Consider the following 14077-nt stretch of genomic DNA (forward strand, 5'->3'; position numbering starts at 1 on the left):
ACCGTCACCACGCCACTAGAGGACGAAGATCAACCGGCCAGGCCTCGGGACGAGGTAATTGGCATCGATTTTTGACACGCTGTTGAGTTCTCAAGAATCGGACACACACCATCAACCACCTCAACGAGGAGACCTCCGGGGCAACCCTTCAAACTTACCCGCCTCGATGCGCTGGTCCAAATCGGCTCCGGCTCCGAGGAGCAGACCCAACCGGCCACGCCAGACACGCGGGCATCCACGTCGATGAGACCGAACGAACGGTCCTTCACTCTGTGGTGCCAACCCCGGGACCGGCCTACTTCGCGAGCGAAGTTTCGCTCAGCGGTGGCGTCCGGTGCTCCCTGTCGGGCTGACGAAGAGAACGTTACAGGGCATCCCCCGAGATCTCATAATCGGGCCTCCGGACCCCCGCCCGAGGGCCTGCCGAGGGCCTCCCGAGGCCCTGCCGAGGCCCTCCACCGAGCCGTCGGGGAGACCCTTCCGGACACCCCGGCGAGCCCACCGAGAGCCCTCCGGGAGCGGTTCCACCCCAGGAAGGCGCGCCGCAGGGACGCCGGTCAGCCGAGGCGGGCGAGGTCGACGGTCCAGACCGGGTTGCCCGGCAGGACCTTGACCCGCTCGCCGCTCGCGAAGCGCGTCGACGGCTGGAGGAGGGGGACGAACGGGCTGCGCTGGTTCATCGCGAGCTGCCAGGCGGCATACGCCCCCGCCCGGTTGTCACCCACGGACGAGCGCGCCGCCTCGGTGAGGTCGTCGACGAGCGGGTCGGTGCCGCGTGCCCACCCGGCGCGCGACCCGACGAGCTCGCCGGGCGCGAAGGCGAGGTAGTTCTCGGGATCCGGGTAGTCGGGGTTCCAGCTCCACAGGCTGAACGCGGTGCGTCCGCTGCGGTAGGCGGCGACGGCCTGGGCCGCGGGCGCCGGGTTGAGCCGCACCGTGATGCCGACCTGCGCGAGCTGCGCACGCACGGCCACCGCCAGCGCGCTCGTCGGGATGCCCTGGATGGGCAGGTCGGCGGCGTACGACAGGGGGATCGGCTGGCCCCGGTAGCCCGAGCGCCGCAGCGCCGCCTTGGCCGCCGCGAGGTCGCGCTGGGGCACGACGGGCAGCGTCACCACGGGCGTGGGTATGCCGTCCGCCCCGGTCGTGAGGATGCCGTCCGGAGTCGCCGTGCTGCCCGACGAGGACGGGGCCGGCGTGGCCGCGGTCGTCGACGTCGTGGGGGTCGGGGTCCCCGTGCCGTCGGTGCCGGCGCCGTCACTGGGCGTGGGGGCGGGCGAGGGCGCGAGGTCCTCGAGCGCGCCGACGATGCCGGCGGGGATGAGACCCGCCGCGGGCATGGATCCGGGTGCGGCAGCCTTGCCGAGCGCCACACGATCGAGGCCACGACGCACCGCCTCGGCGAAGTCGGGGTCGGCGGTCCACGGGTTGAGGGCCTTGTCGCGCCCGAGCGCGAGGTAGACGAGCGAGCTCGACCGCATCGTCGTCACCGTGACCGCCGACCGCTGCGGCCGGCCGGTGGCCGCGTCGGCCTGGCTCGGCGAGAGGTCGAGCACGAGGTCGGCGCTGCCGGACCCGATGGCGGCCAGCTGTTGGCGCGCGTCGAGGTTGCGCACGACGATCTCGGGAAAGGCCGGGGTCGCCCCCGACCACATCGGGTTGGCTGCGAGCCGCACCTCGGAGGTGCCGCGGACGCTCTTGATGACGTAGGGACCCGAACCCGCCGAGTGCTGCGACAGGTAGGAGCTCGCCTCGTCACCGGGGCCGATGGTGCCCCGGTGCGCCTTGACCGCCGTCGCGTTGAGGATGCCGAAGGCCGGGTTGGCGAGGATCGCCGGGAGGGCGAAGTTCGAGCCGGGAGAGCTGAGCGTGAAGGTGCGGTCGTCGACCTTGACCGCCGAGACGGTGCCGAGGATCGAGCCGGCCGGACCGGACAGCCCTCGCGCGCGCTGGAGCGTGAAGAGGACGTCGTCGGTCGTCACCGGTGTGCCGTCGGAGAAGACGAGGCCCTTGCGCAGCCGCAGCGTCAACCATCGGCCCTCGGGGGACAGGGTGTACTCGGCCATCCCGGGCACGACCTTCGTCGGGTCGTCGGGGTCGAGCGTCGTCAGCGTCTCGTAGAGCGCGTGCGTGAGCATCGACCCGCTGCGGTCGAACTGCCGCGTCGGGTCGAGCGTCGTGTGGTCGAAGACCGCCCCGACGACGAGCGGCGCGACCGCGGTCGTCGGTGCCGCCGTGGGGGTCGTGCTCGCCGTCGTGCCTCGCGTGGGAGCCGGCGTCGCGGTGCTCGTCGTGCACGCGGCCCCCGAGGCCAGCGCGAGCACGCCGAGGGCCGCCACCGCGGTGGGGCGGACGAGACGTCGACGCATGGACTTCCTTCGGGGCACCCGGACCGGAGACCGGACCCGGGACTTCGGCGGGCACGGAGAGCACGGTGGCAGGTGGCACCGACGGCGACCCGGAGCACCCCTGTCCGTGGTCCGAAGTCTAGCCGCCGGAGCCCGCCGCGGCGCCCGCCTGCTCGGCCGTCGGCGCGAGCACGAGATAGGCCTGCGCGACGAGCACGACCCCGATCGCCACCCACTTGCCCGTGGGCAGCTCGACGCCGTAGCGCCAGCGGTCGATGAGGACGAGCCCGACCTGGAGCATGACGACCCAGCCCATCGTCACGAGGGCCAGCTCGGCGTACCTCAGCGACGACGCATACACCCAGAAGAGGACGAGGAAGGCGCCCGCGCCGAGCACGAGGGCCCGCACGCTGCCGTTCTCGGCCCACTCCTTGGCGAGGACCGCCCCGAGCAGGTCGAGTCCCGCGAGGCAGACCATGGCGACCGTCGCGACGACCGGCACGGGCCAGGCGTCGGGCGCCTTGATCAGCGGGAAGACGTCGGTGACGCTCATGGCTCGTCCTTCGGGGAACGGGCCCGCTCGACCCACGGACCCCTACGCCTCAGAGGACGCCGGTCGCGTCGCTGATACCCCTCAGGCCTGGCCGCCCTCGAACCAGGCGACGAGGGCGGGCTCGAGCGCCGGTACGTCGACGGCGCCACCACCGGTGCGCAGCGACGTCGTGGCCGAGGCCCCGGCCGCCACGGCCTCGCGGGCCGCGACCGGAGAGGTCATCGTCGGGCCGCCCTCGCGGGCGAAGCGGACGAACTCGGCGATGAGCAGCGGGTCGGCGCCCCCGTGACCCGTCGTGTCGGCCGCCGGGATCTCGATGACCTCGTCGGCGTCGTCGCGGTAGGTGTCGGTGCGGCGGGTCCACACCTTGACGAGCGCGCCGGGGCCGTCGCCGAAGTTCTCGAGCCGACCCTTCGTGCCGATGACGGTGTAGTTGCGCCAGTAGTCCGGCGTGAAGTGGCACTGCTGGTAGCTGGCGAGCACGCCGCCCTCGAGGACGAGGTTGGCCATCGAGATGTCCTCGATGTCGACGACGGGGTTGAGCTCGCGCTGCTCGGTGGGCGGCCAGTTGTCGAGGGAGTACCAGTCAGCCATCCGCCGGTCGGAGTTGTCGCGGTGGTCGGTGATGTCGCCGTAGACCGCGAGGGCGCCGACCGCGCTGACCCGGCGGGTGTAGGCGCCGGCGAGCCAGTGGATGACGTCGATGTCGTGGGCGCCCTTCTGCAGCAGCAGACCCGTCGTGTTGCGCCGGTCGGCGTGCCAGTCCTTGAAGTAGTAGTCGCCTCCGGCCGAGACGAAGTGGCGGCACCACACCGCCTTGACCTCGCCGATCGTGCCCGCCTCGATGACATCGCGCATCGCCCGGACCACCGGCATGTGCCTCATGTTGTGCCCGACGTAGAGGCGCGTGCCCGTGCGGTGCGCGGCCTCGAGCACCCAGTCGGCGTGGGCGACGCTCGTCGCGAGCGGCTTCTCGACGAACGTCGGTATGCCGGCCTCGAGCGTGCGCACGGCATGGTCGGCGTGCGCGTGGTCGGGCGTCAGGACGAGCACCGCGTCGATCTCGGCGCGCACGTCGGGAGCGAGCAGCTCGTCGAGATCGTCGACGACGCGTACGCCCTCGATGCGCTCCGCTGCGTCCGCGCGGCCCCGCTCGGCCGCGTCGCAGACGACCGTGACGCGGCTGCCCTCACCGGGACGGTGGGCGTACCTCGCGAGGCTGGCCCGCAGGCCGAAGCCGATGATGGCGATGCGCAGGTCGGGCTGGTCGGGCCGGTGCGGCTGGCGGGGCTTGTCGGTCATGGGTGGGGGCACCTTCCGGGTGGTGGTGGTTCGAGGGTCTCAGCCCTTGGAGCCGCTGAACGCGATCCCCTGGATGAACTGCTTCTGGAGCACGACGAAGAGGAGGAGCACCGGCAGCGTCGCGAGGACCGAGCCGGCCATGAGCGTCGTCGTGTCGACGGAGAACTGGCCGATGAGAGAGGCGAGGCCGACCGACAGCGGCATCTTCGTCGGGTCGTTGTTGACCACGAGCGGCCACATGAGGTCGTTCCACGACCAGAGCACGTCGAGGACGGCGAGCGCGATGAGGCCCGGCTTGGCGAGCGGCAGCATGATGCGGGTGAAGATCTGCCAGTGGTTCGCGCCGTCGAGCTTGGCCGCCTCCTCGAGCTCGCGCGGCAGGCTGAGGAAGAACTGGCGCAGCAGGAACGTCCCGAAGGCGCTGAAGAGGCCCGGCACGATGAGCGCCTGGAGCGAGTTGAGCCAGCCGAGGCCGGCGACGATCTCGTACTGCGGCAGCAGGAAGAGCTGGCTCGGGACCATGAGGACCGACAGGAACAGGCCGAAGAGCAGGCCCCGGCCCCGGAACTCGAAGCGGGCGAACGCGTAGCCGGCCATCGAGCAGAGCACGAGCTGGCCGAGCACCCGCCCGAGCGTCTGGATCGTGCTGTTCCAGAACATCTGGCCGAAGGGGAGCGTGTCGAAGACGTCGCCGTAGTTGCCCCACTGGGGCGAGCGGGGGAAGACGGTCGGGGGCACGGTCAGCGTCTCGCCGAGGGTCTTGAGTGAGGTCATGACCTCCCAGAAGAACGGGCCGACCATGACGACCGAGCCGAGGACGAGGACGGCGTGGACGCCGAGGTGTCTGCGACGCAAGGGCTTCGGGCGCTGCCGGCGGGGGAGCCGGGTCGTGAGCTCAGACATAGTGCACCCACTTCTTCTGGAGCCGGAACTGCAGGGCGGTGACCGCGACGATGACGACGAGGATGACGAGGGCGATCGCGGCGGCATACCCCTGCTGGTTCTCGACGAAGCCCCGCTGGTAGAACTGCGCGACGATCGTCTCCGTCTGCGGGTAGGCCGGGTTCGTCGGCCCGGTCATGACGAAGATGAGGTCGAACGTCTGCAGCGCGCCGATGACGGCGAGGACCGAGATGAAGAAGACGCTCGGGCTGATCTGCGGGAGCGTGATCGACCAGAACTGCCGGATGCGGCCCGCGCCGTCGAGCGCGGCCGCCTCGTAGAGGTCCTTCGGCACGCCCTGAATCGCAGCGAGGAAGATGACGATCTGTGTGCCCAGGCTGAGCCAGATGCCCACGGCGGCAATGGCATACAGAGCCGTGGCGGGGTTGGAGAGCCAGTTCGTGCCCTCGATGCCGACGAGCCCGAGCAGGGCGTTGATGACGCCGACGTCGCCGTTGTAGAGCGTGCGCCAGATGAGGCCGACGGCTGCCGGCATCGTCACGACGGGCAGGAAGTAGAGGACGCGGTAGATGCGTACCCCGCGCAGGCCCTCGGTGCTGAGCAGGGCCGCGATGACGAGCGCCACGGGGATGCCGAGGAGCGCGACGACCGTGAACTTCAGGGTGTTGAGCATCGTCTCCCAGAGCCGCGCGTCGCCGAACAGCTCGCGGTAGTTGGCGAGCCCGACGAACTCCGACCCACCGAACGGCCCCGTCTCCGTGAAGGAGATGAGCAGCGTGCGCACGACCGGCCACAGGTAGAAGACGACGAGGCCGAGCAGGGTCGGGAGGATGAAGACCGCCGCCCAGAAGAGGTCGTTGCGCCGCATCCGCGACATGCCGCTGCCGGATCGACCGGACCGACCGGACCGACCGGGCCGGCGGCCGGGGGCCGGGGTGTCGCCCCGGCTCCCCGACCCCGAGGGGGAGCCGCCCGGCGCGGTCGCGCCGTCGGTCCCCGACGCCTGCTCCCTGTCGGTGAGCACGCCCGCCACGGTCACTTCTCCTTGGCGAGCGCCGCGTTCATCTGGGTGGCGAGGTCCTTCAGGCCCGTCGCCGCGTCGACCTCGCCGTTCCACACCTTCGTGAGGAGGTCGGTCTGGAGGGTCGTCCACGCCTTGGTGTTCTTCGACGCCGGGTAGGGCACGGCCGTCGCGACCTCGTCGACGTAGGCCTTGAGGTTGAACTGCGGCATCGACTTCACCCAGGCCTCCTGAGTGCCCTCGTAGGCGGGGATGACGGCGCCGGCGTCGGCCTGGATCTGCGCGGCGCGCTCACCGCCGAGGAAGCCGACGAACTTCTGTGCAGCGTCCTGGTGCTTCGTCTTGGCGTAGATGACGTTGCCGAGGCCGTGGATGACCGAGACCTGACCCTTGGGACCGGCAGGGACCGGTGCGACGTTGACGGCGTCCTTGAGCTCGGGGACGCCGTTGTACTCGACCGCGGCCCACGAGCCGTTCCAGTACATCGCGACCTTGCCGGCCTTGAACATGTCGCCGGGGCTCGTGTCGGTCATCTGCTGCACCGTCGGCGACGCCCCGTCCTTGACGAGCGAGGTCCAGAACTCGATGCCCTGGAGCGCCTCGGGTGAGTCGAAGCCGCTCTTGGTGCCGGCGGCGTCGATGACCTGGCCATCGGCCGAGGGGATCGTGTCGTAGAAGCCGGCCTGGTCCTCGACGGGAGCCGCCGCGCCGTAGACGCCCTTGGTCTTGTCGGTGAGTGCCCGGGCGGCGGACTGGAAGTCGGCCCAAGTCCAGTCGTCCTTGGGGTAGGCGAGCTTCTTGGCGTCGAAGAGCGCCTTGTTGTACCAGACGCCGATCGTGTCGAAGTCCTTCGGGATGCCGTACCTCTTGCCGTCGTAGGTGTAGAGGTCGACGAGGGCCTCGGGATACTTGGCGAGGTCGAGCTTGGCGCGGCTGATCGTCTGGTCGAGGGGCAGCAGCTGCTGGTTCGCGGCGTAGAGCTTGACGTTGGGGCCGTTCATCCAGAAGACGTCGGGGGCGCCACCGCCGGCGGCGGCCGTCTGCAGGGTCGTGAAGTACTGCTTGAACGGCGTCACCTGGATCTTGACCGTGACGTTCGGGTTCGCGGCGTGGAACTCGTCGGCGATCTTCTGCATGGCCGGCACCTGGTTCTTGTCCCAGATGCCGTAGGAGATCGTGACCGGCCCCGACTCGGGCTGGGCGTCAGCCGTGGCACCGCCGGTGGACTGGCCGCACGCGGCGAGGCCGAGCACGAGCAACGGGGTGAGCGCGGCCGTGGCGGCCAGCGTGGACGTTCTGCGCATTCGCGACTCCTTGGGTGGGGGGCCCGCGGCTGGCTGGAGGCCGCTGCGGTCCGGTGCACGTCATCGGGCAACCCAAGCCTGATCGCTCGTTTGTGCTTGGGCGGGACTACAATCGAGCACATTCGATCACCTGTCAATCCGTAGAGCAGGTCGGATCCCGACCCGGGACAGGTCTGTGGAGCAGGCCGCCGCGGGCCCCTGCGTGCTGTCCGGATGCGTCGACGACCGCGTCGGACGTCGCGGCCGGAGGTCCGCGATGCGGACGCCTCCAGGGGTGGGCGTCAGTCCGCCATGACCTCGCGGAGCCGCTGCGCGACCGGCCACGCGACGTCGCTCCGGTTGGCCAGGACGCACCACGTCACGGCCCGCGACGGTTCGTGCCGGGTCACCGCCGAGACGCCGGCGTCGTAGCCGTTGAGCACCGCCCCGTCACCCGCCCCGTCGAGCCAGACGCCGAGGCCGTAGCGGCGGCCGTCGTCCATGACGTCGGTCCGTGGGCGCAGCATCTCGGCGACCCAGGTCGGGTCGACGATGTGACCCCCGAGGAACGCGTCCCACAACGCGTGGAGGTCGGCGACCGTCGTGTACATGCCACCGTCACCGCTGCCACGGACGGGGAGGTGCAGCACGTTGGTGCGCAGCCCGTCCGCGTCGAGGTAGCCGAGCGCGGCGCGCCCCGGCAGCTCGTCGGAGCGGAGGTATGCCGTGTCGACCATCCCGGCGGGAGCGCAGACCCGCTCCTCGACCGCCTCGTGAAAGGGTGTGCCGGTCAGGCGCTCCACGACGAGGGCGAGCACGACGAAGCCACTGTTGCAGTACGAGAAACGCTCTCCCGCAGCGAACTTCGTCGGTCGTCCACGGAGGGCCGGCAGGTAGCCCTCGGTCGTGGCGAACCGGTGCACCGGCAGGGTCATGACGTAGTCGGACGCATCGAGGTCGGTGTCCTCGTCGAGGTAGTCGCCGATGCCCGAGCGGTGGGAGAGCAGGTGCTCGATCGTGACGTCGCCCCCGATGTCGGGCAGGTCGTCGCCGACGACCGCGCGCACGGGGGTCTCGAGCCCGACGCGACCCTCGGCCACGAGGCTCACCACGGTGAGCGCGGTCAGTCCCTTGCAGACGCTGGCGGTGCCGAACTGCGTGTCGAGCCTGTTGGGCAGGCCGTGGGCACGGTCAGCGAGACCGTGAGCCGAGGCGTGCACGACCTCGCCGCCGCGGTCGACCCGGACGACGCCGGAGAAGCCGTGCTCACGCACGACGTCGGTGACCGCGGCGTCGAGGTCCATGGCAGCCCGGTCCGTCAGGCTCCGACGTAGGTCGCGAGGTGCTCGCCGGTCAGCGTCGCCCGGTCGGCGACGAGGTCGGCGGGCGTCCCCTCGAAGACGACGTTGCCGCCGTCGTGGCCGGCCCCGGGTCCGAGGTCGATGATCCAGTCGGCGTGCGCCATGACGGCCTGGTGGTGCTCGATGACGAGCACCGACTTGCCCGACTCCACGAGCCGGTCGAGCAGGCCGAGGAGGTTCTCGACGTCGGCGAGGTGCAGGCCGGTCGTCGGCTCGTCGAGGACGTAGACGTCGCCCTTCTCGGCCATCTGCGTCGCGAGCTTGAGGCGCTGGCGCTCGCCGCCCGACAACGTCGTGAGGGGCTGGCCGAGCGTGAGGTAGCCGAGTCCGACGTCGGCGAGCCGTTCGAGGATCGTGTGGGCGGCGGGCGTGCGCGCCTCGCCGGCGTCGAAGAAGTCGAGCGCCTCGTTCACGGGCATGGCGAGGACGTCGGCGATGTTGCGCCCGCCCAGCTCGTACTCGAGCACCGCAGCCTGGAACCGGCGGCCCTCGCACTCCTCGCACGTCGACTCGACGGTCGCCATGACGCCGAGCTCGGTGTAGATGACGCCCGCGCCGTTGCAGGCGGGACAGGCCCCCTCGGAGTTGGAGCTGAAGAGTGCGGGCTTGACGCCGTTGGCCTTGGCGAACGCCTTGCGGATCGGCTCGAGCAGCCCGGTGTACGTCGCGGGGTTGCTCCGGCGCGAGCCGCGGATGGCGCCCTGGTCGACGACGACGACCCCGTCGCGCTTGGCGACGGACCCGTGGATGAGCGAGCTCTTGCCCGACCCGGCGACCCCGGTGACGACGCAGAGCACCCCGAGCGGGATGTCGACGTCGACGTCGCGCAGGTTGTGGGTCGACGCGCCGCGAACCTCGAGCGCCCCGTTCGCCGTGCGAAGCGAGTCCTTGAGGCTGACCCGGTCGTCGAGGTGGTGGCCGGTCGTCGTGTCGCTCTTGCGCAGTCCCTCGACGGTGCCCTCGAAGACGACCTCACCACCGGCGGTGCCGGCGCCCGGACCGAGGTCGACGACGTGGTCGGCGATGGCGATCGTCTCGGGCTTGTGCTCGACGACGAGGACGGTGTTGCCCTTGTCGCGCAGCTGGAGGAGCAGCTGGTTCATCCGCGCGATGTCGTGGGGGTGCAGCCCGATCGTCGGCTCGTCGAAGACGTAGGTGACGTCGGTGAGCGACGACCCGAGGTGACGGATCATCTTGGTGCGCTGGGCCTCCCCACCGGACAGCGTGCCGGCGGGCCGGTCGAGCGAGAGGTAGCCGAGCCCGATCTCGGCGAAGGAGTCGAGCAGGTGCTGCAGCCCCCGCAGGAGCGGTGCGACGGACGGGTCGTCGACGTCGCGCAGCCACTCGGCGAGGTCGCTGATCTGCATCGCGCACAGCTCGGCGATGTTCTTGCCCTTGATCTTCGAGCTCAACGCCTCCTGCGACAGGCGCGTGCCCTTGCACTCCGGGCAGGTCGTGAACGTGACCGCCCGCTCGACGAAGCGCCGCACGTGCGGCTGCATCGCGTCGAGGTCCTTGGACAGCATGGACTTCTGGACCTTCGACAGGACGCCCTCGTAGGTGAGGTTGACGCCCTCGACCTTGATCTTCTCGGGCTGGCCGTAGAGCAGCTTCTGGAGCTGGCGCTCGGTGAACGTCCCGACCGGCTTGTCCATGGGGAGCCCCGCGCCGCTGAAGATGCGGCCGTACCACCCGTCCATGCTGTAGCCGGGGACGAGCAGCGCCCCCTCGGAGAGCGACTTGGTCTCGTCGTAGATGGCGGTGAGGTCGAAGTCGTTGACCGACCCCATCCCCTCGCAGCGAGCGCACATACCGCCCTGGTAGACGGCCTCGCGGACGATCGAGGTCTCCTGGCGGTTGCCCTTGTCGGTCTTCATGACGCCGCTCGCGACGCGCGTCGGCACGTTGAAGGCGAAGGCCGTCGGCGGCCCGATGTGAGGGGTCCCGATGCGGGAGAAGAGGATCCGCAGCATCGCGTTGGCATCGGTCGCGGTGCCGACCGTCGAACGCGGGTTGGCCCCCATCCGCTCCTGGTCGACGATGATCGCCGTCGTGAGGCCGTCGAGGTAGTCGACGTCCGGGCGCGCGAGCGAGGGCATGAAGCCCTGGACGAAGGCGCTGTACGTCTCGTTGATCATCCGCTGCGACTCGGCGGCGATGGTCGCGAAGACGAGCGAGCTCTTGCCCGAGCCGGAGACACCGGTGAACGCCGTGAGGCGGCGCTTCGGCAGGTCGAGGCTGACGTCCTTGAGGTTGTTCTCGCGCGCGCCCTGGACGCGGATCATGTCGTGGACGTCGGCCGGGTGGGACCCACCGGAGGGGCGCGACGCGGTCTTCGCAGCGGTGCTCTTCGACTCCATGCGACGTACGCTACGGCCCCGAACCCACCCCGGGCCTCCCGATTCCCGACGACATCACGCGTGACCGGACGGCCACGCGACGGGAGAGGGCGTATGCCGTCAGGGGAGCAGGTCGTCGAGGTAGAGCGGGAGCATCGCCCACCACGTCGGCCAGTCGTGGTCGTAGTCCGTGCCCCAGTCGTCGACGCGGTTGGGGATGCCCTTGCTGCCGAGGACGTGCGCGACGGCCCGGGACTCGCCGACGTCCTCCCAGCGACCACTGCCCGAGGCGAGCACGATCATCCGAGTGCGGAGCACGTCGAGCGCCGGACCCTCGAGACCGGGCAGGAAGCGCAGCGGCGAGCTGAAGTAGAGGTCGTCGTTGACGTGGCCGCCGAGGAAGCGCTCGATGGCGTACGTGCCGCTCATGCACACGGCGGACTGCACGAGCTCGGGGTAGCGGCACGTGATGGCGAGGGCGTTGAAGGCGCCGATCGAGGCGCCCGCGACGGTGACCGGCATCGGCTGGCCGCCGAGGTCGGAGTAGATCGCCGGGATGACCTCGCGGGCGATCGCCTCGTGGAAGCCGTTGAAGAGGGCGAGCTGGTAGTCGGGCGTGCCACGCCCCTCGGCGAGGGCGCGCCCCGCGACGCTGTCGACGGAGTAGACCTTGGCACGGCCGGCCGCGATGAGCGGCTCGAGGTGCGCGATCATCTTGTGCCGCTCGACCTCCTCGGCATCACCGCCGGCGGTCGGGAAGAGCAGCACGGGCGCGCCGTAGGTGCCCCACCTCGCGACGCTGATGTCCTGGCCCAGACGGTCGGAGTACCACCGGTCGGTGACCTTCATGGGTGACCTGCCTTCTCACTTGCGCTCGTCACTCGTAGACGAACTTCTGGGGTCCGGGGAAGAGCCACGCGAGCCCGTCACCGAGACGGTCGCGCCAGTTCTCCCAGTTGTGGCCGTCACGTGACTCCGTGTAGCGCACCGTCATGCCCGCGTGCCGGAAGACCGGGACCATCGACCGGTTCGGGGTGATGAGCGGCTCGTAGACGCCGCACGACATGAAGAGGCGGTCGACGACCGCGGACGGCTTCTCGCGGAAGCGGTTGACGAACTTCACGACGGGGTCGAAGGCCGGGCCGCCGCCGTGGTCGAAGCCGATGTCGGTGAAGACGAGCGAGGCGGACTGGAGCATGAGCGAGCCGAAGAAGCCGGGGTAGCGCACCGCCGTCGAGAGCGACGCGATGCCCCCGAAGGAGCTGCCCATGAGGCAGCGCGCCTCCGGGGTGTCGATGAGGGGGAGTCGCTGGGTGAGCAGCGGCACGAGCTCGCGCGCGATGAACCGGGCGTGCGGCGCGTGGTTGGGGTACTCCTTGAGCCGGTCACGCGGCGGCACGAAGACCGCGACGAGCGGGTCGACGTCGAGCCGGTGGATGAGGTTGTCGAGGACCGTCTTCATCGCCGCGAACTGGAGGTAGTCGGTGCCGTCGTGGACGACGAGGAGCGGGTAGCGCTGCGCCCGGTTGAAGCGCGCCGGCAGGTAGATCTGCACCGGCTGGTCACGTCGCAGGGCCCTGCTGTGGACCTGCTCCTCGACGAGGGTGCCCGGTCGGGCCTCGGGGTCGTGCGCGACCCACTCGGGCACGCGGTAGCCGATGGCCGCACACACCGACGACGATCCCATCGGGCTGTGGGCCAGGCGCGGGTTGAGCGGGTCGTTGAAGCGTTCGTAGTGCTCGCCCTTGCGGATCTCGATCTGGTACTCGACCCGCGACCCCTCGGGCAGCACCGTCGTGACGGCCCAGAGGTCGGACTCGCCGATCCGCTTGAGCGGCAGGGGATCCGGCAGACCGACGACGCGGTGGCGCACCCACACCTCGTCGACGTCGCCCCGGTAGAGGAAGGTCGCACGCTCGCCCTCGATGATCGGGCACCCGTAGCGCTCGACGAAGCGGTCGATCGTCGGGCCGTCGAGCGGCAGTCGCTCGCGGAGGCGGTTGACGGCGAGGCGTTCCATGGCGCTCACGCGACCCCCACCACCGAGACGTGACCGGTGCGGTCGATGACGCGGGCACCGGCCGGCAGCTCGGTCGCGCCGTCGGGGAAGCGCACGACGGCCCCGTCGTCGAGCAGGAGCAGCCGGTGCTCGGCGAAGCGCCGGGCCAGCACCGACATGCGCTCGTGGTCGTCGAGCATCAGCCGCCGCTTGGCGTGCGGCAGGGCGACGATCCCGGGCAGCCGCCCCAGCCCCCGGTCGTGGAGCTCGGCCGCGGCGACGCCGTGCGGCGTGAAGTCGTGAAAGAGGACGACCTCGTCGGTCAGGGCCATCGCGCCGGCCGACCACGCGACCACGGACTGCTCGGGCCGGAGGGTGACGTCGAAGACGCGCAGCGTGCGCAGCAGGGTGCGCACGTTGCCACCGGCGATGACGACCGCCTCGCACTCGTCGAGGAGCGCACCGATCTCGCCCCGGTGCCAGCCGATGGTGCCGCTCTCGTCGAGGGGTGCGGTGGCGCGGACCGAGCCGTAGAGCTCGTCGAGCTCGGCGGCATACCACCGGTCGACCTCGCGCACGGCCTCCATGGCGGACTCCTCGGCGATGGGGCCGACGGCGTGGATCGAGGTGCGGTGCGCGACGGCGTGCACGGCGTCGATCGCCGCCTGGAGGCGGATGCCGTAGAAGGCGCGCAGCTCGTCCATCCGGTCGCGGAAGGCGACCGCCGCCGCCGCGAAGTGCTGGTCCTTGGTCAGCACGTCCATCATCCGGTGGTGCAGGCGCAGGTTGACGCCGCGCCCGTCGAGGTGGCCGGCGAGCTCGCCGTCGTCGGACTCGCGCTCCTCCCAGCCGGAGTTGACCATGGCGATGCGGCCGGTCACGCCGAGGGAGCGCACGGTGGCGCCCACGGTCGTCGTGAACCGCTGGGGGCCGAGCAGGATCGTCGTCGACATCGAGGCAGGAATCAG

11 protein-coding genes are annotated in these 14077 nt (G+C 70.7%); all 11 read right to left on the reverse strand.

The features are described from left to right. Positions 1-557 precede the first annotated feature (557 nt). Entirely contained in the window at positions 558-2369 is a 1812-nt protein-coding gene (locus tag H283_RS26350; RefSeq protein WP_020141454.1) for an ABC transporter substrate-binding protein, read from the reverse strand. 118 nt (positions 2370-2487) lie between these two features. Further along, positions 2488-2901 carry a hypothetical protein gene (locus H283_RS0100015; protein WP_020141455.1) on the reverse strand — a complete coding sequence of 138 codons (414 nt, stop codon included), beginning with the start codon at positions 2899-2901 and terminating at the stop codon, positions 2488-2490. An 81-nt stretch (positions 2902-2982) separates the two neighbouring features. Continuing rightward, a complete protein-coding gene (locus H283_RS0100020; RefSeq protein WP_020141456.1) occupies positions 2983-4203 on the reverse strand; it encodes a Gfo/Idh/MocA family protein in 1221 nt (406 codons plus the stop codon). Positions 4204-4242: 39 nt separating this feature from the next. Beyond that, complete coding sequence (locus tag H283_RS0100025) at positions 4243-5106, reverse strand: carbohydrate ABC transporter permease (RefSeq protein ID WP_051103508.1); 864 nt, start codon at positions 5104-5106, stop codon at positions 4243-4245. Then, a complete protein-coding gene (locus H283_RS0100030) occupies positions 5099-6130 on the reverse strand; it encodes a carbohydrate ABC transporter permease (protein WP_231372200.1) in 1032 nt (343 codons plus the stop codon). Before H283_RS0100030 ends, H283_RS0100025 begins: the two co-directional genes overlap by 8 nt. A gap of 11 nt (positions 6131-6141) precedes the next feature. After that, complete coding sequence (locus tag H283_RS0100035; RefSeq protein ID WP_020141459.1) at positions 6142-7431, reverse strand: sugar ABC transporter substrate-binding protein; 1290 nt, start codon at positions 7429-7431, stop codon at positions 6142-6144. A 281-nt stretch (positions 7432-7712) separates the two neighbouring features. Further along, positions 7713-8714, reverse strand: a complete 1002-nt coding sequence (locus tag H283_RS0100040) for a serine hydrolase (RefSeq protein WP_020141460.1) — start codon at positions 8712-8714, stop codon at positions 7713-7715. A gap of 14 nt (positions 8715-8728) precedes the next feature. Next, on the reverse strand, positions 8729-11131 hold the full coding sequence (locus tag H283_RS0100045) for an excinuclease ABC subunit UvrA (RefSeq protein ID WP_020141461.1): 2403 nt from the start codon (positions 11129-11131) through the stop codon (positions 8729-8731). Positions 11132-11230: 99 nt separating this feature from the next. Next, entirely contained in the window at positions 11231-11959 is a 729-nt protein-coding gene (locus H283_RS0100050) for an esterase family protein (RefSeq protein ID WP_020141462.1), read from the reverse strand. A gap of 28 nt (positions 11960-11987) precedes the next feature. Then, positions 11988-13130, reverse strand: a complete 1143-nt coding sequence (locus tag H283_RS0100055) for an alpha/beta hydrolase-fold protein (protein WP_020141463.1) — start codon at positions 13128-13130, stop codon at positions 11988-11990. A gap of 5 nt (positions 13131-13135) precedes the next feature. Next, complete coding sequence (locus H283_RS0100060; RefSeq protein WP_020141464.1) at positions 13136-14062, reverse strand: hypothetical protein; 927 nt, start codon at positions 14060-14062, stop codon at positions 13136-13138. Positions 14063-14077: the final 15 nt, after the last annotated feature.

The organism is Terracoccus sp. 273MFTsu3.1, assembly GCF_000383675.1.
GTDB lineage: Bacteria > Actinomycetota > Actinomycetes > Actinomycetales > Dermatophilaceae > Terrabacter.

What these genes read in the sequence shown, in the direction of transcription:
- H283_RS26350 (WP_020141454.1), bottom strand. Translation starts at nt 2,369, where the DNA reads ATGCGTCGACGTCTCGTCCGCCCCACCGCGGTGGCGGCCCTCGGCGTG.
- H283_RS0100015 (WP_020141455.1), bottom strand. Translation starts at nt 2,901, where the DNA reads ATGAGCGTCACCGACGTCTTCCCGCTGATCAAGGCGCCCGACGCCTGG.
- H283_RS0100020 (WP_020141456.1), bottom strand. Translation starts at nt 4,203, where the DNA reads ATGACCGACAAGCCCCGCCAGCCGCACCGGCCCGACCAGCCCGACCTG.
- H283_RS0100025 (WP_051103508.1), bottom strand. Translation starts at nt 5,106, where the DNA reads ATGTCTGAGCTCACGACCCGGCTCCCCCGCCGGCAGCGCCCGAAGCCC.
- H283_RS0100035 (WP_020141459.1), bottom strand. Translation starts at nt 7,431, where the DNA reads ATGCGCAGAACGTCCACGCTGGCCGCCACGGCCGCGCTCACCCCGTTG.
- H283_RS0100040 (WP_020141460.1), bottom strand. Translation starts at nt 8,714, where the DNA reads ATGGACCTCGACGCCGCGGTCACCGACGTCGTGCGTGAGCACGGCTTC.
- H283_RS0100045 (WP_020141461.1), bottom strand. Translation starts at nt 11,131, where the DNA reads ATGGAGTCGAAGAGCACCGCTGCGAAGACCGCGTCGCGCCCCTCCGGT.
- H283_RS0100050 (WP_020141462.1), bottom strand. Translation starts at nt 11,959, where the DNA reads ATGAAGGTCACCGACCGGTGGTACTCCGACCGTCTGGGCCAGGACATC.
- H283_RS0100055 (WP_020141463.1), bottom strand. Translation starts at nt 13,130, where the DNA reads ATGGAACGCCTCGCCGTCAACCGCCTCCGCGAGCGACTGCCGCTCGAC.
- H283_RS0100060 (WP_020141464.1), bottom strand. Translation starts at nt 14,062, where the DNA reads ATGTCGACGACGATCCTGCTCGGCCCCCAGCGGTTCACGACGACCGTG.